This is a genomic window from Methylobacterium sp. HMF5984 (assembly GCF_045033435.1).
GTDB lineage: Bacteria > Pseudomonadota > Alphaproteobacteria > Rhizobiales > Beijerinckiaceae > Methylobacterium.
On sequence record NZ_JBJFLN010000001.1, the window covers coordinates 3629258 to 3645416 of the forward strand.

Consider the following 16159-nt stretch of genomic DNA (forward strand, 5'->3'; position numbering starts at 1 on the left):
GTGGACGATGCGTCCGAGTTAGGGCAGAGGCACGGCGGTGCGCGAGACCTTTCACATCGAAGTCCTCGGCCCCGAGCCGGGCGACGTCCAGACGCGGATCTCGGTGCGCAGCGCCGGGCTCGAGGGCGCGCAGGAACGCGCCTTGCGCCTGTTCGCCCGCGCCCGCGTCCCGCAGCGTTCGGGCGGGCCGGCGGAGGCGGTCCGGGTGATCGACGGCGCCGGGCGCGAGGTGTTCTTCCGCAGCCGCTTCGACGAGCCGGGCTGAGGCCATGCGCAAGGCTCTCGTCGTCCTGGCGCTGCTGGTGCTGGTCCCGGCCCTGTTCGTGCGCAGCTACAGCCTGCCGCCGGCCCCCGACCGGCGCGGCGGCACCACGATCCAGCTGACGCTGCCGAACCGGCCGCTGTTCGGCAGCCCGCGGGCCGACTGCGTCGGCGCGCCCGAGGACGATCCCGTGATCGCCTGCCTGATCGCCTCGGTGAACCGATCGCGGACCGAGGGCGTCGTGCTGCTGTCGCTGCCGTTCTCGCCGACCGCCTACGGCTTGTCCGAGCGGGTCGCGCTCCTCGGCCGGGACGAGGCCGCCGGCAATGCGCAGCTCGCCCGGATCGCGCGGTTCGGCTGGTAGAGGCGGACCGACCCGGGCTTCCCCATCATGTGGGCGTGATCATTTGGGCTTAGTCATTTGGGCTTGGCCGGCGCGGCCGGCTCCAAGGCGGGCTTGGGCTTGCGCGCCTCCTGCAGGTCCTCGGCCTTCTCCTCGTCGGTGTCGCCCTTCTCGATCGTCTTTTCCGGGTCGGCGGCCAGGGTCTTCACGATCTCCAGAACGCGCTCGCACTCGGTGACGTAGGAATAGGTTTCGAGCACGATCGCCGCGTCGCGCAGCGTGCGCAGGTCGCGCACCGTCTGCTTGTTGGCGGCTTCCTGCAGCTCGCTCTTCCGGGCGATCGTCTCCTCGATCTTGGCGCCCTTCACGTCGCAGGCGGCTTCGACCGGCGTGGCGAGGCCGGCGGCGAGCATCAGGAGGGCGGCGTGAGCGAGGCGCATGCGTCAGGGTTCCGGGCGTCGTGCGTCGAGGGATCGGGATCAGGCGTGGTGGGCGTGGCTGCGCAGGATGTCGTTCGTGAGCGCGACCAGCTGGCTCGGTCGATAGGGTTTCGGCACGAAGATCGATTCGGGGACGGCCTCGCCCTGCGAGAGGCAGGCGCGGCCGCCGGAGGTGTAGACCACCGGGAGCGAGGGGCAATGCGCCCGGGCGGCCCGCGCCAGCGTGATCCCGTTCGTGTTGCGGGCGAGATCGATATCGGTGAAGAGCAGATCGACGGTCTCCCGGGCGAGGATCGCCTCGGCTTCCCAGGCATCCGCGGCGGTCAGGACGCGGTAGCCCTCGTCGAGCAGCGCCTCCGCCGCCAGTTCGCAGACGAACGGCTCGTCCTCCACCACCAGGACGGTGGTGGGCGCGCGGTCGAGGTAGCTCGGCAGGCCGATGGCGGCGCAGGCGAAGGACATCATGACGCAACTCCAACTCACCCGGCGCGGAACGAAGGTCCCGCAGCCGGATCGCAAGACCAACGGGGCCCTGTGCTCCGGCGTTCGCCGTGATTGCATCGAATTGCCGAGGTTTGGTGAGCGAAGCCTTAACCCTGCCCGCCCGCCCCTGGACGAGGCGCTGGGAATGGTTAACCGAGTGTTGACGGAACGCGCACCGGATCGGGTTTCGTGAGCCGGTCCTGGCAGCTCGGCACCGGCCTCGTGCTGACGGCGCTCGCTGGATACGTCGACGCCCTCGGCTTCGTGCGCCTCGGCGGCCTCTACACCTCGTTCATGAGCGGCAACACCACGCAGCTCTCGGTCTTCCTCGGGCACGCCGACTTCGCGCACGTGGTGCTGCCGGCGGTCCTGATCGGCGGGTTCCTCGCCGGCGCGGTCCTCGGCAGCGGGCTGTCGATCCTGGTCCCCTTCCCCTGGGCGACGCCGGCGGTGCTCGGCTACGAGGCCTTGCTGATCCTGGCCGCCCTGGGCGTCGGCCTCGCGATCCCGGAGCTCGGCATCGCCTCGTTCTTCATGGCGGTGGCGATGGGCTCGCAGAACGCCGTGCTGGCGCAGGTGAAGGGGTTTCGCGCCGGCACCACCTTCGTCACCGGAGCGCTGTTCAGCCTCGGGCAGAAGATCGCGCAGGCGCTCACCCGCACCGGGCCGCCCTTCGGCTGGGTCGGGGACGGGGCGGTCTGGGCCGCCCTCCTGGTCGGCGCCCTCGCCGGCGCCGTGGCCTATGCCCGCCTCGACCTCTATGCCCTGGTGATCCCGGCGGCGATATCGGGCGTTCTCGCGCTGGTCGCCGCGATCTTCGCGCTCCGCCACCGCGCGATGATGCCCGAGCCGCCCGCCGCCTGATCCCGTTCCGCACCCGTCCTGTCCGCCTTCGTTCCGATCGAGTCGCCCGATGAGCAACACCTCGCTGACCACCCACGTCGCGCCGATCGAGGCGGGCGCCCACGTCGTCGCCGCGCACTTCGTGAAGGACGCGCTGCTGCTGGCGCTCGGCGACGGCACGATCGTCCTGAGCCGCGACGGCACCTCGAGCCGCCTCGCCGCCCATCCCGAGGCCGGCATCCTCGCCGCCGCCGGCGATGCTAACCGCCTCGTCACCGGCGGCGACGACGGGCGCGTCGTGGCGATCGGGGCCGACGGCACCCTGTCCGAGGTCGCCACCGCCAAGGGCGGCGCCTGGATCGATGCGCTGGCGCTGCACCCCGACGGGTCGGTCGCCTACGCCGCCGCGCGCAGCGTGGTCGCCCGCGACGCCAAGGGGCGCGAGCGGACCCTCACCGCCCCCTCCACCGCCCGCGGCCTCGCCTTCGCCCCGAAGGGCTACCGGCTCGCGGCGTCGCACTACAACGGCGTCTCGCTCTGGTACCCCAACCACGAGACCCCGGCCGAGATGGTCGAGTGGAAGGGCTCGCACATCGACGTGACGTGGTCGCCCGACGGGCGCTTCGTCGTCTCGACCATGCAGGAGAACGCGCTGCACGGCTGGCGCCTGCAGCCGGACCGCGGCCACATGCGGATGTCCGGCTACCCGGCCAAGGTGCGCTCGGTGTCGTGGTCGTCGGACGGGCACTGGCTCGCCACCAGCGGCGCGGAGGCCGCGATCGTCTGGCCGTTCGATTCGAAGGAGGGCCCGACCGGCAAGGCCCCGCGGGAGTGCGGGGTGCGCCCGGCCCGCGTCTCGCGCGTCGCGTTCCACCCCAAGGCCCTGGTGCTGGCGATGGGCTACGAGGACGGCTGCATCCTGCTCGTGCGCTTCACCGACGCCTCGGAGCTGCTGGTCCGCCCGGCGGTGAAGGGCAGCGCGATCTCGGCGCTCGCCTGGGACGCGAAGGGCGGGCGGCTGGCCTTCGGATGCGTCGACGGCGCGGCGGGCCTGCTGACCCTGCCGGCCTGAATCCGACCGGGTTCTGGAACTGCCGCCGTCGCCGTGCTCTTCTGCAACGACCATTTCGACGAGGCGATGCCGTGTTCCGTGTCTTCCGCACCCTCGGTCTGGCGCTCGGCCTCCTCGGCGGCGGGCTGGCGGCGCAGGGCCCCGAATTCGCCCAGCAATACGCCCAGCGCCTCGGCGGCGCCCTCGACGAGCTGAAGCGCGAGATCGCGACGCTCGATTCCGACGCCAAGGCCACCGGCAACACCCGCGACGGGGCGGTCGACCGGCTTCGCACCAACCCCGACACCCTGGTCGCGCGGCGGGGCGAGGCGGCGCGCTACGACATCGAGCGGCTCGCCCGGCTTTCGGCGCAGCAGCAGGCGCTGGCCTCGGCCACGAGCCCGCTCGGGCGGCTCGCCGCCGTGATCCGCGACCCGGACGTGCCGCTCGCCCGCGCCACCTACCAGGATTACGACCCGGCGCTGCCGACCACGACGGACGGGGTGGTGGCCGGGCTGCTCGGGTTCCTCGCCGCCTGGGGCGGCTGGCGCGTGCTGTCCGACGTCGGTCGCCGCGTGGTCCGCCGCCGGCCGCGGACGGAGGTCACGACCGCCTGAGGCGGGCGACGTCGGCGCCCCTGTGTGGCCGGGCGTCTACAGCTCCTAGCGCGCGGCTTGCTTAAGCGGAAAGGCAAGGACGGGCGCGGCCGGGTTTCCCGGGCACGTCGCCGTCACGCTGGTTTCGAGTCGCACCATGGCGCGCCCATCCACCCAGACGATCGACCCGGCGCTCGATGCGGCCGCGCTTCTGCGCCGCGTCGGGTTCTTCGGGCTGTTCGTGATCGTGCCGGTGGTGGCGCAGGTGGCGCGCCGCGCCACGGTGATCCTCGCCCCGATCGCGGTCGCGCTGCTGATCATCGCCAGCGCCATCGACGGGCGCCAGCGCCCGCTGCTGTCGGGCAGCGCCCGGCTGCTGCGCGCGCCGGCCTTCCTCGCCGGCCTGCTCGTGCTGGTGTGGATGGCGCTGTCGCTGGTCTGGACGCCGTTCCCCGGCGCCGCCTCCGAGCGCTTCGCCAACCTCGTCGCGACGATCCTGCTGACGCTCGCCGGCTACATGGCGCTGCCGGACCGGATGCGCTCAGCGAACCTCTACCTGCTGCCGCTCGGCGTCACCGCGGCGGCGATCGTCGCCATCGTGCTCGGCCTGTTCGGCGACACCCTGATGCGCGGCGTGCCCGATGACGACAACGCGCTCGATCGCGGCCTCACCCTCCTGGCCTTGCTGCTCTGGCCCTCGGTGGCGTGGCTGCGCTCGCGCCGGCGCGACCGCGAGGCGCTGGGCCTCGCCGTGGTGGTCGCCGTGGCGCTGGCGGTCTCGCCGAACGTCGGGCAGATCGCGGCCCTGGCGATCGGCGCCCTCGCCTTCGCCGTGACGAGCTTCCGGCTGCGCCTCGGCGTCGGCCTCACCGCGGGCCTGGCCGCCGGCCTGCTCGCGGTGGCGCCGCTGCTGCCGTTCCTGGCGCGACCGATCGGCGCCGCCCTGTTCGGGCCGCTCAGCCCCGGCGTGCTGACGCTGAAGAGCTGGCAGCGGATCGTGACCACCGAGCCGGTCCGGCTGATCACCGGCCACGGCTTCGAGACGGCGCTGCGCGGCCGGGTCTTCGGGTTGATCCCGGTGAACGCCCCGAGCACGGCGCTGTTCGCTATGTGGTACGAGCTCGGCGTCGTCGGGGCGCTCGCCGCCGCCTTCGCCCTCTACGCTTCGATTCGCCGGGCGGGCCGCGACGTGCCGCTGCTGGTTCCCGGGGCGATGGCGGGCTTCGCCGCCGCCTTCACCATCGCCTGCATCGGCGTCGGGCTCACGGTGGTGTGGTGGCTGACGACGCTCGCCATCACCATCCTGGTCTTCGTCGCGATCGAGCGCGGCCAGTTCCGCACGCGGCGCCCGAAGGTCAGCCGCCTTAAGCTGCCGACGCCGGGCGAGCCGCCGCGCGCCTGACGGGTCAGAGGTCGGCCGCCGCCTCGATGCCGGCCATGTCGGCGTCCGAGAGCCCGACATGGTGGCCGATCTCGTGGATCAGGACGTGAGCGACGAGGTGGCCGAGCGTCTCGTCGTGCTCGGCCCAGTAATCCAGCAGCGGCCGGCGATAGAGCCAGACCGTGTTCGGCATCTGGCCCGTCACGGTCTCGCCCGCCTGGGCCAGCCCGATGCCGCGGAACAGGCCGAGCAGGTCGAACTCCGAGTCGCAAGCCATTTCTGTCAGCGTGTCGTCGTCGGGAAAATCGTCGACGACGATGCGGACGTCCTTCGCCAGCGCCCGGAATTCCGCCGGCAGCGCGGCGAAGGCCGCCTGCGCCAGATCCTCGATCTCGGCGAGGCTCGGCGCCTTGGCGGCGGCGAGGCTCACGCGGCGTCCTTCGCCACCGGAAGGACGCAGCTGCGCAGGAAGCCGGCGAGGTCGTTGGTGATGTGGTCGATATGCGCCCCCCGCACCGCCTCCTGCTCGAACGCCTCGCGGTAGGGGTCGATCGCGGCCGGAACCACGAGGACGGTGGCCATCCCCATCTGGTGGGGCACCGCGAGGTTGCGGGCGATGTCCTCGAACAGGGCCGCCCGCGTCGGGTCGACCCGATGCTGCGCGAGGAAACGCTCGTAGGTCGCGCGCTCGGGCTTGGGCACGAAGTCGGCGGCGGCGATGTCGAACACGTCCTCGAAATGGTCGAGGATGCCGAGGCTCTTCGCGACGTTCTCGGCGTGCCTGCGCGAGCCGTTCGTGAGGATCAGCTTGCGCCCGGGCAGCCGCTCGATCGCGTCGCCCAGAGCCGGGTCGAGCCGGATCGTCGCGTGGTCGATGTCGTGGGCGAAGTCGAGGAAGGCGTGCGGGTCGACGTTCTCCTCGACCATCAGCGCCTTCAGCGTCGTGCCGTAGCGGTGGTAGAAATACTTCTGCAGCGCACGCGCCGAGAGCCCGTCGAGGCCGTAGAGCTGCATCACGAACAGCGTGATGCGCTCGTCCACCTGCGGCCACACCATGGCGTCGCTCGGGTAGAGGGTGTTGTCGAGGTCGAACACCCAGGTGTCGACGGCCTCGAAGCCGCGCGCATCCGGGGCCATCACGTGGCTCTCGCCGGGTATGGTTCTGTTCGAGATGTCCGGTCTCCGAAAATGACCGCGGGGCGCGATGCGGTCGCCCGGGCCGAAGCACGACCCGGGCGCTTTCGATGGTGCGTTCGTCCGTCAGCTTCGGCGGATCAGGGTGCCGGCGCCGTAATCGGTGAAGAGCTCGAGTAGCACCGCGTGGTTGACCTTGCCGTCGAGGATGACGACCGCCTCGACGCCCTGGTCGATCGCGTAGATGCAGGTCTCGATCTTCGGGATCATGCCGCCGGTGATAGTGCCGTCGGCGATGAGCCGCCGGCAATCCTCGACCGTCAGCTCCGGGATCAGGTTCTTGTCCTTGTCGAGCACCCCCGGCACGTCGGTGAGCAGCAGCAGGCGCTTGGCCCGCAGCGCGCCGGCGATGGCGCCGGAGAAGGTGTCGGCGTTGACGTTGTAGGTCTTGCCGTCGGCACCGTACGCCACCGGCGCCAGGACCGGGATCAGCTCGGCCTTCAGCACCGCGTCGAGGACGCCGCGCTCGACATGCTCGGGCTCGCCGACGAGGCCGAGGTCCACCGTCTGCATCTCCCGGCTCTCGGGGTCCATCACGGTCTTCGACGCCCGCTTGGCGCGGACCATGTTCCCGTCCTTGCCGCACAGGCCGATCGCCCGGCCGCCCTCGGCCGAGATCCAGCCGACGATCTGCTTGTTGATCGACCCGGCCAAAACCATCTCGACCACCTCGACGGTGGCCTCGTCGGTGACGCGAAGGCCGCCGCGGAACTCGGATTGGATGCCGAGCCGGTCGAGCATCCGGCCGATCTGCGGGCCGCCGCCGTGGACGACGATCGGCTTCACGCCCGACTGCTCGAGCAGCACGATGTCCTCGGCGAAGTCCTCGGCCGCCGAAGCGTCGCCCATGGCATGCCCGCCATACTTGATAACCACGATCTCTTGGTCGTAGCGCTGCATGTGGGGCAGCGCCTGGGCCAGGACTTCGGCACGGACGTGCACGTTGGGCAGTTCGGTCATCGGCATCCTTTCGCGCCGGCATCGCGACGCGCGGGCTTCTACAGGAACGCGGGCGAACCGCGAAACGCGGTCACAGGCCGAGGTCGCTCAGGCCCGGATGGTCGGCCGGGCGCGGTCCTTGCGGCCAGTGGAACTTGCGCTCGGACGCGTCGATCGCGACGTCGTTGATGCTGGCCTCGCGGCGGCGCATCAGGCCCGTTTCGGTGAATTCCCACTGCTCGTTGCCGTGCGAGCGGAACCACTGCCCGGACGCGTCGTGCCATTCGTAGGCGAAGCGCGCCGCGATCCGGTTCTCGTGGAAGGCCCAGACCTCCTTGATCAGGCGGTACTCGCGCTCGCGCTCCCACTTGCGCGTCAGGAACGCGACGATCGCCGGCCGCCCGGTCAGGAACTCGGAACGGTTCCGCCACCAGCTGTCGGGGGTGTAGGCGAGCGACACCCGCTCGGGATCGCGGGTGTTCCAGGCATCCTCGGCGCCGCGCGCCTTCTTCGCCGCGGACAAGGCGTCGAACGGCGGCAGCGGTGGGCGCGTCTCGGTCATGCTGGAACGGTCTCCTGTTGCGGATGCCCGATTGTTCGCGGGCCGTCGGGCCACGTCAATGCGCCGGATGGCGGCTCAGGCGCCGAGCCCGAGCATCAGGCCGATGTTCTGCACCGCCGCCCCGGAGGCGCCCTTGCCGAGGTTGTCGAGGCGCGCGACCAGCACCGCCTGACGGTGCTCGGCCGAGCCGAACACCCGCAGCTCGAGGCGGTCGGTGTCGTTCAACGCCTCCGGCTCGATCTGCTCCTTGTGCGCGCCGGTGGTGGCGCCGATCACCACCTGCACCAGCGCCTGCTCCGCGTACCAGCGTGCGAGCGCGTTCTCGAGATCGCCGGCGGACGGACGGCCCGGCAACGCGTCGAGATGGAGCGGGATCGAGACCAGCATGCCCTGCCGGAACGCGCCGACGGACGGGATGAAGATCGGCCGGGCGGTGAGCCGGGAATAGGCCTGCGTCTCCGGCAGGTGCTTGTGCGCGAAGCCGAGGCCGTAGAGCAGGAACGGGGCCGCGGAGCCGGCCTCGTAGGCCTCGATCATGCTCTTGCCGCCGCCGCTGTAGCCGCTGACCGCGTTGATGCTGACGGGGAAGTCGGACGGGATCAGGCCGCCCTCGACCAGGGGCCGCAGCAGCGCGATCGCGCCGGTGGGATAGCAGCCGGGGTTGGCGACCCGGCGCGCGGCGGCGATCGCCTCCGCCTGCCCCGGGGCCATCTCGGCGAAGCCGTAGGTCCAGCCTGCCGCGACGCGGTGGGCGGTGCTGGCATCGAGCACGCGAGGGCCGCCGCCGGGCAGCGCGTCGCAGAGCGCCACCGTCTCGCGGGCGGCGTCGTCCGGCAGGCAGAGCACCACGAGGTCGACCTCGGCGAGCAGCGCCCGCTTCACGCCGGCATCCTTGCGGTCGGCATGCGCGATGCTGCGCAGGGTCACCTTGCCGTCGCGCTCCAGGCGCTCGCGGATGCCGAGCCCGGTGGTGCCGGCCTCGCCGTCGATGAACACCGTCGGCTTGTGGTTCTCGCCCGCCATCGTCGTCGCACCCTCGAATCCGGCCGCCGCCGGGGCGTCGCGTCGCCGTGCGGGAGGTGGCCGGTGCGTGCCGGCCTGTCAATGCCGGGCGTCATCAACAGGCCATCGCATCACCGCCGGAACGGGGCCGGCGTGCTCTCGTTGTTGGCAAAATCCACGACGACGGGTGATCGAGCGATGTCCGAGACCGCGAAGAAGACCGACCCCAAGCTTTGGGAGAAGACCAAGGACAAGGTCACGAAGAGCGACAAGGGCGGAAAGGCCGGTCAATGGTCGGCCCGCAAGGCTCAGCTCGCGACCCAGGAATACAAGAAGGCCGGCGGCGGCTATGCCGGCAAGAAGACCGACGACAATCATCTCAAGCAGTGGACCGACGAGGCGTGGGACACGAAGTCCGGCAAGGAGAGCGGCAAGACCGGGGAACGCTACCTGCCGAAGAAGGCGCGCGAGGCGGTCTCCGACGAGCAGTACGACCGCTCGACCGAGAAGAAGCGCAGCGACACGGCCAAGGGCAAGCAGTTCTCGAAGCAGCCGAAGGACGTGGCGAAGAAGGCCGCCGCGGCGCGCAAGTCCGCCTCCGGCGAGACCAAGGCCGACCTGATGAAGAAGGCCAAGGCGCAGAAGGTCGCCGGGCGCTCGAAGATGTCCAAGGCCGAGCTGGAGAAGGCCGTCCACGCCTGAAACGGAGTGGTTCGACGGCCTACTCCATCGGACGCCCTTCGAAGCGCCGCGCGATAAGCGAGCCGGCGGTTCGACCAAACCAAGAAAAAAGGCGGCTCCGCGAGGAGCCGCCTTTTCCTTTGTCCGACCGGGCCGATCAGCGCTTCGAGAACTGGAAGCTGCGGCGGGCCTTCTTGCGGCCGTACTTCTTGCGCTCGACCACGCGGCTGTCGCGGGTGAGGAAGCCCTCGCGCTTCAGCGGCGCGCGCAGCTCCGGCTCGTAGTAGGTCAGCGCCTTCGAGAGGCCGTGGCGCACCGCGCCGGCTTGGCCCGAGAGGCCGCCGCCGGCGACCGTAACGGTGATGTCGTACTGGTCGACGCGGTTGGCCACCGTGAGCGGCTGGCGCAGGATCATCCGCAGGACGGGGCGGGCGAAGTACACCTCGACCGCGCGCTTGTTGATGACGACCTTGCCGGTGCCGGGGCGGATCCAGACGCGGGCGACCGCGTCCTTGCGCTTGCCGGTGGCGTAGGCGCGGCCCTGGGCGTCGAGCTTCTGGACGTGGACGGGGGCGGCGTGCTCGTTGTCGAGGCCGCCGGCGTTCGACCGGTTGAGGTCGGAGAGGGACTGAAGCGTCGCCATCTTAAGCGCTCACGTTCTTGCGGTTGAGGACGCCGACGTCGAACGTCTGCGGCTGCTGGGCCTCGTGCGGGTGGCTGGTGCCCTTGTAGACCCGGAGGTTGCCCATGATCTGGCGGAACAGCGGGCCGCGGGGCAGCATGCGCTCGACGGCCTTCTCCACGACGCGCTCGGGGAAGCGCCCTTCGAGGATGAACTTGGCCGACCGTTCCTTGATGCCGCCGGGGAAGCCGGTGTGGTGGTAGTACACCTTCTGGACGTATTTGCGCCCGGTGAACTTCACCTTGTCGGCGTTGATGACGATGACGTTGTCGCCGCAATCGACGTGAGGGGTGTAGGCGGGCTTGTGCTTGCCGCGCAGACGCAGGGCGATGATCGAAGCCAGACGGCCGACGACGAGGCCCTCCGCGTCGATCACGATCCACTTCTTGTCGACGTCGGCGGGCTTCAGCGAAAAGGTTTTCATAAGCCGAATTCCGTTGGCGCTCGGTGGTGTATCGAAAAACGAGCCGCCGCCGCGTCGGGGGACGCGGCGGCGTTGGGCGCTGGATAGACGGGCCGAGGGTCGAGGTCAAGCCGTTTCACGGGCGCGCATCGTCCGAAAAGCGAAGTTCTGGAAGGGGTTCGGCCTAGTGGTATTAGGATACCGCAAGGAGGGAACCGGTGCTGTTACGCCGGCTGCGGACGCAGCGTTTCAATCCGTTCCGCCGCCGCGCGGGGCGATGGTGAACTTCTGCACGCCCTTGGCCGCGAGCACCGGCTTCTTCGCGCTGATGATCCGCGAGTTGACGCCGGTCCAGCCGATCTCGCCGGACAGGCGGCCGTACTCGATCTTCGGGCAGCGGTTCATGATCACGGTGACGCCGCGCGCCTCGGCGCGGGCGGCGGCCGCGTCGTCGCGCACGCCGAGCTGCATCCAGATCGTCTTCGGCCGCGGGTCCAGGGCCAAGGCCTCGTCGACGAGGCCGCCGGCGGCGGCGGAGTTGCGGAAGATCTCGACCATGTCGATCGGTTCGCCGATCTCGGCGATGGACGCGGCCACCGGGCGCCCGAGCAGCGTCTGCCCGGCGAGCTCCGGATTGACCGGCGTCACCGCGTAGCCGCGATCGAGCAGGTACTTCAGCACGATCCAGCTCGGACGCGCCGGATTGGCCGAGGCGCCGACCAGGGCGATGGTGCGCGTCGCCCGCAGCGTGGCGCGGATATGCGCGTCGGCGTAGCGGTCGTGGCGGGTGGCGAGGCCGTCGGGAACCTGGTCGAGGGTCGGGATCATCGGGCTTGGCTTCTTCTTCGGATCGCAGCCCGCTCTGCTTACGGCTGCGCGCGGATCGGGTCGACCCGGTGCACGGTCTCGGGTCGTTCCGGCGGTCGATCCCCCGGGTGTCGGCCATCGCCGTGCCGGCGGCGGGGGGCCCCGCGCCACGGGTCCACGTCGCGCGGGGCATCGCGCGCCGCATTCGGCGCCAAGCGCGGCAATTAGGTCGCTTGATTGCCGGGCGTCCCGCGCAACTTTGCTGGCATGAGCCCGAACGTCCCGTCCGCCCCCTCCCCGCCGCCGACCTTGTTCTGCCTGCACTTCCTCGGCGGCAGCGCACGGGAATGGGCGCAGGTCGCCGATCGCCTCGGCGCCGCGGTCGCGTGCGTCCCGATCGACCTCCCCGGCTTCGGCGACGCCGCCGACGTGCCGGGCTACGACGTCGCGGCGATGGCCGATCACGTCGCGGGCAAGATCCGTGCGGCGGCCCCGGCGCGCTGGCTGATCGCCGGGCACAGCATGGGTGCCAAGGTGGCGCTCGCGCTGGCCCGCCGCGCCGAGGACGGCGAGGCGGGGCTGGACGGTCTCTCCGGCCTCGTGCTGCTCGCGGGATCGCCGCCGAGCCCCGAGCCGATGGAAGAGGCGCGCCGCGAGACGATGATCGCCTGGATCGGAGCCGACGCGGCGACCCGGCAGGCGGAAGCCTGGGCCTTCATCGAGAGCAACGTCGGCTCTCCCCTCCCCGCCGAACGCGCCGAAGCCGCGGTCGCCGACGTGCTGCGCGCCGCGCCGGCGGCCTGGCGGGCCTGGCTCAGCGATGGAAGCCGCGAAGATTGGTGCGAGCGCATCGGCATCCTGCGCACCCCGGCCCTGATCCTCGCCGGGGGCGAGGACGGCGACCTCGGGCCGGAGGCGCAGGCCGCGCTGGTGGCGCCGCATCTCGGTTCATCGCGCCGTGTCACCCTCGACGGCGCCGGCCATCTGCTGCCGATCGAGCGGCCCGACGCGGTCGCCGACCTGATCCGCGCCCATGCGGCCGCACCCGACACGACGTTTGCCGAGACGCCTGTGATCGACGCGGCGTATGCGAGACTCATCGCGTCGGACCGGGTCAACAGCCGCCTGCGCGACGCCTTGCGCGCGCGGGCCGAGCCCGAAGATCCCAGCTATCGACCGCGGGCCCTCGACGCGATCGAGCTCGCGATCCTGCGCGCCCTCGTCGCCCGCGTCCTGCCGCAGGCCGCCGGGATCGACCTCGCCGCCCGCATCGACGCGCGGCTCGCGAGCGGCCAGGGCGACGGCTGGCGGTTCTCCGCTCTGCCGCCGGACGCATCGGCCTACAAGACCGCGCTTCGCAGCCTCGATGCCGCGGCGGGCGCCGACGGTCGGCGCTTCCTCGCCCTCGACGGCGCGGCGCAGGACGACCTGCTCCGGGCGATCGAGAAGGGCGTCCTGCCGGGCGGATCGGCGCTCGGCTTCGCGCCGGAGCAGCTGATCGTCTGGTTCGAGGACCTGCGCGCCGACGTGGTGCGCACCTGGCTCGCCCATCCGGCGGCGCTCGCCTGGATCGGGTTCTCCGGCATCGGTGCGGGCGGCGACGGGGCCCGGCCGGTGGGCTTCACCAAGGTCGGATTGGGCGAGCGCGAGGGCTGGGAGCCCGTCGCGCAGGGTGGGGACGGACGATGAACCTCGAGTCCATGACGCGCTACGCGACCGACGAGGTCGTCGATGCGGTGGTGATCGGCACCGGTGCCGGCGGCGCGCCGCTGATGGCGCGCCTCGCCGCTGCCGGATCGCGCGTGGTCGCCCTCGAGGCCGGCCCGAACTTCGACCCCAAGGGCTTCGCCTTCGACGAAACGCTCGCCGACGAGATCTACTGGACCGACGAGCGCCTGAGCGGCGGCTCGACCCCGGAAGCCTTCGGCGGCAACAACAGCGGCACGGGCGTCGGCGGCTCGACCCTGCACTGGGGGGCGTTCTGCCCGCGCGCCGACCAGCGCGATTTGATGATCCGCACTGAGACCGGCGAGGGCGTCGACTGGCCCGTGAGCTACGACGAGCTGCTGCCGTTCTACGAGCGCGTCGAGGCCTTCATCGGCGTCTCCGGCCCGCATAGCTATCCGTGGGACGCGAGCCGTCGCTACCCCCTCGCGCCGGTGCCCCGCAACGCGTCGGCGCAGATCATGGCGCAGGCCTGCGAGGGTGCGGGCATCCGCGCGACCGATGCGCCCGCGGCCGTGGTCTCCCGCGACTTCGCGCAGGAGGGCGGGGGCCTGCGCCCGGCCTGCATCAATTGCGGCTACTGCCACCAGGGCTGCCGCAACGGCGCCAAGACCAGCATGGACGTGACCTACCTGCCCCTGGCGGTGGCCCACGGCGCCGAGATCCGGTCCGAGGCGCGGGCCCACGGGTTCGAGCGCGATCGCGACGGCCGGATCACCGCGGTGGTCTACCGGCAGGGCGGCGTCGACCGCCGCCAGCGTTGCGCGCAGGTGTTCCTCTGCGCCGGCTCGGTCGAGACCGCGCGGCTGCTGCTGCATACGGGGCTGGCCAACGGCAGCGGGCAGGTCGGGCGCAACTACATGGGTCACGTCGCGACCCAGGTCTGGGGCACGTTCGACGCCGAGACGCGGCCCAACCGCGGCTACCCGTCGTCGCTGATCACCGAGGACATGATCCGGCCGAAGGACGCCGACTTCGCCGGCGGCTACCTCGTCCAGAGCCTCGGCGTCGCGCCGCTGACCTTCGCCAACTCGGTGGCCCGCGGCCGCAAGCTCTGGGGCAAGGCGCTCGGCGACTACCTGGCGGACTACAACCACGTCGCCGGCATCGGCATCAACGGCGAGACCCTGCCGTGCGATGCCAACCGGCTGACGCTCTCCGACGAGACCGACGCCCTGGGCATGGGCAAGGCGACCATCGATTTCGGCTACGGCCACAACGAGGAGCGGCTGAACGCCCACGCGACGAAGCTGATGATCGACCTGTGGACGCGGGCCGGCGCCCGCGACATCTGGGCGCTCGACCGGGTCGCCCACACCATCGGCACCTGCCGCATGGGGCATGACGGCGACGAGGCCGTCGTGGACCCGTTCGGGAAATCCTTCGAGGTCCCGAACCTGTGGATCTGCGACGGCTCCACCTTCCCGAGCTCGCTCGCGGCGAACCCGGCCCTGACCATCATGGCGCTCAGCCTGCGCAGTGCCGAGAAGGTGCTGAGCCGGGCCTGATCCGACGGGACGCGCCGGCGGCGGGCCCCGTCGGAGCGACCGATCGCGCGACGTCAGGCTGCGATCGCCTCGGGCTTCGGGGCGGGGGCGTCCATGGCCCGCATGTAGACGTCGAGCAGCGTCTCGTGCTCGTCGCGCGCATCCTGGTCGAGCTTGCGCAGGCGGATGATCTCCTTGAGGATCTTCACGTCGAGGCCCTCACCCTTGGCCTCGGCGAAGATCTCCTTCTTCGCCTCCATCAGCGTCTTGATCTCCTCGTCGACCTGCTCGACCCGCTCGATGATGGAGCGGATGCGGTCGCCGGCGATCCCAATCGTGTCGGTCATCCAAGAACCTCTGTTCGCGAGAAGCCACGGCCGGCTCGTCGCGCATCGGGGTGAGCGAACGGTTAAGGCGAGACCGCACGCCGCCGCACGAGGGATCTGGATTTTCGGCCGGGGACCGGCTATATCAGGGGTGCGGTTGATGACCGGTTCGTAATAACGTTTCAGGACCCGGAGGGCAGTACTCCGGCGCCTCCACCACGAACGCAGCGGGCGACGCCTGACGGAGCTGCGTTTCTGATGGGGGCGAAATAGGTTCGACTGGGCGGTAAAGGGATCGCGAGTTCAGCTTCACTCCGGTGAGGTACGATGCGACTGTCGGTAGGGACTCGACCGGTTCGACGCGGGCAACCCCCGTTTCGGGCACCTGACCAAATCCTAAATGCCAACGATAACGTTGTCATGGATGCCCGCCTCGCGGCGTAAGCATCTTGCGGTAGGGTAACCGTCGAAACAGAACCCGGGGCTTCGGCCCTGGGACCCACCTTTTCCTTCTCGTCGGCGTTCGCGTGCTCGATGCGCCAGGCCACCCGGCCCGGCATGTGCGCTCGCAGCCCCACCGTCTCGAGAAACGGCGGGGCCGAGCGCTACGAAGCCCTCAGCGCTTCTTGTTGGCGTTGTGGTGCCCGACGGCGCAGCCCGCGGCCGCACCCATCTTGCCGTGGCCGGCCATATGGCCCGCGACGCCGCCGACGATGGCACCCTTGATGCAGCCCTTGGCCTCGGCCGGTGCGGATTGGGCGAGCGCGCCGAGGGCGAGCAGGCCGGCGAGGATGGCGATCTTCATGAGCGTTGGTCTCCTTGGATGTGGAGACCGAACGAGCGGGACGCCGACAGCGTTCCGGACTGCTTTTTTCCGCCTTCGATGCAGGGCCGCCATGCGCGCATCGAGCGACATGAATTGACACCGCGCGAAAACCCGCGACATCACGGG

General features: G+C 70.9%; 21 protein-coding genes and 1 other RNA gene. 10 read left to right on the forward strand and 12 right to left on the reverse strand.

What is annotated here, in order from left to right; genetic code table 11:
* Positions 1-37 precede the first annotated feature (37 nt).
* Positions 38-265, forward strand: coding sequence for a hypothetical protein (locus ACFZ8E_RS17585; RefSeq protein ID WP_147844422.1), 228 nt, complete (start codon positions 38-40; stop codon positions 263-265).
* A 4-nt stretch (positions 266-269) separates the two neighbouring features.
* The gene (locus ACFZ8E_RS17590) at positions 270-626 is read left to right on the forward strand and encodes a hypothetical protein (protein WP_405043357.1); all 357 of its coding nucleotides are present in this window, start codon (positions 270-272) and stop codon (positions 624-626) included.
* 53 nt (positions 627-679) lie between these two features.
* Here the strand turns inward: ACFZ8E_RS17590 and ACFZ8E_RS17595 are convergent, their stop codons facing one another.
* Both ACFZ8E_RS17595 and ACFZ8E_RS17600 read right to left on the reverse strand, forming a co-directional pair.
* A complete protein-coding gene (locus ACFZ8E_RS17595; protein WP_147728009.1) occupies positions 680-1045 on the reverse strand; it encodes a photosystem reaction center subunit H in 366 nt (121 codons plus the stop codon).
* 39 nt (positions 1046-1084) lie between these two features.
* The gene (locus ACFZ8E_RS17600) at positions 1085-1510 is read right to left on the reverse strand and encodes a response regulator (RefSeq protein WP_147728008.1); all 426 of its coding nucleotides are present in this window, start codon (positions 1508-1510) and stop codon (positions 1085-1087) included.
* A 207-nt stretch (positions 1511-1717) separates the two neighbouring features.
* Between ACFZ8E_RS17600 and ACFZ8E_RS17605 the strand changes: the two genes are divergently transcribed.
* From ACFZ8E_RS17605 to ACFZ8E_RS17620, 4 genes are all read left to right on the forward strand, one after another.
* Positions 1718-2392, forward strand: coding sequence for a YoaK family protein (locus ACFZ8E_RS17605; RefSeq protein ID WP_147858227.1), 675 nt, complete (start codon positions 1718-1720; stop codon positions 2390-2392).
* A gap of 49 nt (positions 2393-2441) precedes the next feature.
* Positions 2442-3443, forward strand: coding sequence for a WD40 repeat domain-containing protein (locus ACFZ8E_RS17610; RefSeq protein WP_405043358.1), 1002 nt, complete (start codon positions 2442-2444; stop codon positions 3441-3443).
* A 71-nt stretch (positions 3444-3514) separates the two neighbouring features.
* A complete protein-coding gene (locus ACFZ8E_RS17615; protein WP_147842044.1) occupies positions 3515-4039 on the forward strand; it encodes a DUF2937 family protein in 525 nt (174 codons plus the stop codon).
* 136 nt (positions 4040-4175) lie between these two features.
* The gene (locus ACFZ8E_RS17620; RefSeq protein WP_243932522.1) at positions 4176-5420 is read left to right on the forward strand and encodes a peptide ABC transporter permease; all 1245 of its coding nucleotides are present in this window, start codon (positions 4176-4178) and stop codon (positions 5418-5420) included.
* A gap of 4 nt (positions 5421-5424) precedes the next feature.
* On the opposite strand, the gene ACFZ8E_RS17625 is transcribed toward ACFZ8E_RS17620, so the two are convergent.
* The 5 genes from ACFZ8E_RS17625 to argC all read right to left on the reverse strand — a co-directional run bounded on the left by ACFZ8E_RS17625 (position 5425) and on the right by argC (position 9117).
* Positions 5425-5829, reverse strand: a complete 405-nt coding sequence (locus tag ACFZ8E_RS17625) for a metallopeptidase family protein (RefSeq protein ID WP_147727767.1) — start codon at positions 5827-5829, stop codon at positions 5425-5427.
* Positions 5826-6536 (reverse strand): pyrimidine 5'-nucleotidase, encoded by a 711-nt coding sequence (locus tag ACFZ8E_RS17630; protein ID WP_405043359.1) that lies wholly within the window; start codon positions 6534-6536, stop codon positions 5826-5828. The genes ACFZ8E_RS17625 and ACFZ8E_RS17630 overlap by 4 nt, the downstream gene beginning before the upstream one ends.
* A 123-nt stretch (positions 6537-6659) precedes the next feature.
* Positions 6660-7553, reverse strand: coding sequence for an acetylglutamate kinase (gene argB, locus ACFZ8E_RS17635; protein WP_147727765.1), 894 nt, complete (start codon positions 7551-7553; stop codon positions 6660-6662).
* A gap of 70 nt (positions 7554-7623) precedes the next feature.
* Positions 7624-8094, reverse strand: coding sequence for a nuclear transport factor 2 family protein (locus tag ACFZ8E_RS17640; protein ID WP_147858225.1), 471 nt, complete (start codon positions 8092-8094; stop codon positions 7624-7626).
* A gap of 75 nt (positions 8095-8169) precedes the next feature.
* Positions 8170-9117 carry an N-acetyl-gamma-glutamyl-phosphate reductase gene (gene argC, locus ACFZ8E_RS17645; protein ID WP_405043360.1) on the reverse strand — a complete coding sequence of 316 codons (948 nt, stop codon included), beginning with the start codon at positions 9115-9117 and terminating at the stop codon, positions 8170-8172.
* Between the two features lie 177 nt (positions 9118-9294).
* On the opposite strand from argC, the gene ACFZ8E_RS17650 reads away from it, so the two are divergent.
* On the forward strand, positions 9295-9798 hold the full coding sequence (locus ACFZ8E_RS17650) for a hypothetical protein (protein WP_243932519.1): 504 nt from the start codon (positions 9295-9297) through the stop codon (positions 9796-9798).
* A 136-nt stretch (positions 9799-9934) separates the two neighbouring features.
* Here ACFZ8E_RS17650 and rpsI read toward each other — a convergent pair whose 3' ends face one another.
* The 3 genes from rpsI to ACFZ8E_RS17665 form a co-directional block, all read right to left on the reverse strand.
* Complete coding sequence (rpsI, locus tag ACFZ8E_RS17655) at positions 9935-10420, reverse strand: 30S ribosomal protein S9 (protein WP_147842051.1); 486 nt, start codon at positions 10418-10420, stop codon at positions 9935-9937.
* Between the two features lies 1 nt (position 10421).
* The gene (gene rplM, locus ACFZ8E_RS17660; protein ID WP_147750196.1) at positions 10422-10883 is read right to left on the reverse strand and encodes a 50S ribosomal protein L13; all 462 of its coding nucleotides are present in this window, start codon (positions 10881-10883) and stop codon (positions 10422-10424) included.
* A 228-nt stretch (positions 10884-11111) separates the two neighbouring features.
* Positions 11112-11690 carry a CoA-binding protein gene (locus ACFZ8E_RS17665; RefSeq protein WP_405043361.1) on the reverse strand — a complete coding sequence of 193 codons (579 nt, stop codon included), beginning with the start codon at positions 11688-11690 and terminating at the stop codon, positions 11112-11114.
* A gap of 246 nt (positions 11691-11936) precedes the next feature.
* On the opposite strand from ACFZ8E_RS17665, the gene ACFZ8E_RS17670 reads away from it, so the two are divergent.
* Both ACFZ8E_RS17670 and ACFZ8E_RS17675 read left to right on the forward strand, forming a co-directional pair.
* The gene (locus tag ACFZ8E_RS17670; protein ID WP_405043362.1) at positions 11937-13358 is read left to right on the forward strand and encodes an alpha/beta hydrolase; all 1422 of its coding nucleotides are present in this window, start codon (positions 11937-11939) and stop codon (positions 13356-13358) included.
* A complete protein-coding gene (locus ACFZ8E_RS17675) occupies positions 13355-14902 on the forward strand; it encodes a GMC family oxidoreductase (protein WP_405043363.1) in 1548 nt (515 codons plus the stop codon). Before ACFZ8E_RS17670 ends, ACFZ8E_RS17675 begins: the two co-directional genes overlap by 4 nt.
* Before the next feature lie 53 nt (positions 14903-14955).
* Here the strand turns inward: ACFZ8E_RS17675 and ACFZ8E_RS17680 are convergent, their stop codons facing one another.
* Positions 14956-15228 carry a DUF2312 domain-containing protein gene (locus ACFZ8E_RS17680; RefSeq protein ID WP_405043364.1) on the reverse strand — a complete coding sequence of 91 codons (273 nt, stop codon included), beginning with the start codon at positions 15226-15228 and terminating at the stop codon, positions 14956-14958.
* Between the two features lie 93 nt (positions 15229-15321).
* On the opposite strand from ACFZ8E_RS17680, the gene ssrA reads away from it, so the two are divergent.
* Positions 15322-15693, forward strand: a transfer-messenger RNA (tmRNA) gene (ssrA, locus tag ACFZ8E_RS17685).
* Between the two features lie 130 nt (positions 15694-15823).
* On the opposite strand, the gene ACFZ8E_RS17690 is transcribed toward ssrA, so the two are convergent.
* Positions 15824-16012, reverse strand: coding sequence for a hypothetical protein (locus tag ACFZ8E_RS17690; RefSeq protein WP_147842055.1), 189 nt, complete (start codon positions 16010-16012; stop codon positions 15824-15826).
* Between the last annotated feature and the right edge of the window lie 147 nt (positions 16013-16159).

Bases quoted from the DNA above. Each gene is read 5' to 3' on its own strand.
- ACFZ8E_RS17590 (WP_405043357.1), top strand. From the start codon at position 270: ATGCGCAAGGCTCTCGTCGTCCTGGCGCTGCTGGTGCTGGTCCCGGCC.
- ACFZ8E_RS17595 (WP_147728009.1), bottom strand. From the start codon at position 1,045: ATGCGCCTCGCTCACGCCGCCCTCCTGATGCTCGCCGCCGGCCTCGCC.
- ACFZ8E_RS17600 (WP_147728008.1), bottom strand. From the start codon at position 1,510: ATGATGTCCTTCGCCTGCGCCGCCATCGGCCTGCCGAGCTACCTCGAC.
- ACFZ8E_RS17610 (WP_405043358.1), top strand. From the start codon at position 2,442: ATGAGCAACACCTCGCTGACCACCCACGTCGCGCCGATCGAGGCGGGC.
- ACFZ8E_RS17620 (WP_243932522.1), top strand. From the start codon at position 4,176: ATGGCGCGCCCATCCACCCAGACGATCGACCCGGCGCTCGATGCGGCC.
- ACFZ8E_RS17630 (WP_405043359.1), bottom strand. From the start codon at position 6,536: ATGGCCCCGGATGCGCGCGGCTTCGAGGCCGTCGACACCTGGGTGTTC.
- argB (WP_147727765.1), bottom strand. From the start codon at position 7,553: ATGACCGAACTGCCCAACGTGCACGTCCGTGCCGAAGTCCTGGCCCAG.
- ACFZ8E_RS17640 (WP_147858225.1), bottom strand. From the start codon at position 8,094: ATGACCGAGACGCGCCCACCGCTGCCGCCGTTCGACGCCTTGTCCGCG.
- argC (WP_405043360.1), bottom strand. From the start codon at position 9,117: ATGGCGGGCGAGAACCACAAGCCGACGGTGTTCATCGACGGCGAGGCC.
- ACFZ8E_RS17650 (WP_243932519.1), top strand. From the start codon at position 9,295: ATGTCCGAGACCGCGAAGAAGACCGACCCCAAGCTTTGGGAGAAGACC.
- rpsI (WP_147842051.1), bottom strand. From the start codon at position 10,420: ATGGCGACGCTTCAGTCCCTCTCCGACCTCAACCGGTCGAACGCCGGC.
- rplM (WP_147750196.1), bottom strand. From the start codon at position 10,883: ATGAAAACCTTTTCGCTGAAGCCCGCCGACGTCGACAAGAAGTGGATC.
- ACFZ8E_RS17665 (WP_405043361.1), bottom strand. From the start codon at position 11,690: ATGATCCCGACCCTCGACCAGGTTCCCGACGGCCTCGCCACCCGCCAC.
- ACFZ8E_RS17670 (WP_405043362.1), top strand. From the start codon at position 11,937: ATGAGCCCGAACGTCCCGTCCGCCCCCTCCCCGCCGCCGACCTTGTTC.
- ACFZ8E_RS17675 (WP_405043363.1), top strand. From the start codon at position 13,355: ATGAACCTCGAGTCCATGACGCGCTACGCGACCGACGAGGTCGTCGAT.
- ACFZ8E_RS17680 (WP_405043364.1), bottom strand. From the start codon at position 15,228: ATGACCGACACGATTGGGATCGCCGGCGACCGCATCCGCTCCATCATC.
- ACFZ8E_RS17690 (WP_147842055.1), bottom strand. From the start codon at position 16,012: ATGAAGATCGCCATCCTCGCCGGCCTGCTCGCCCTCGGCGCGCTCGCC.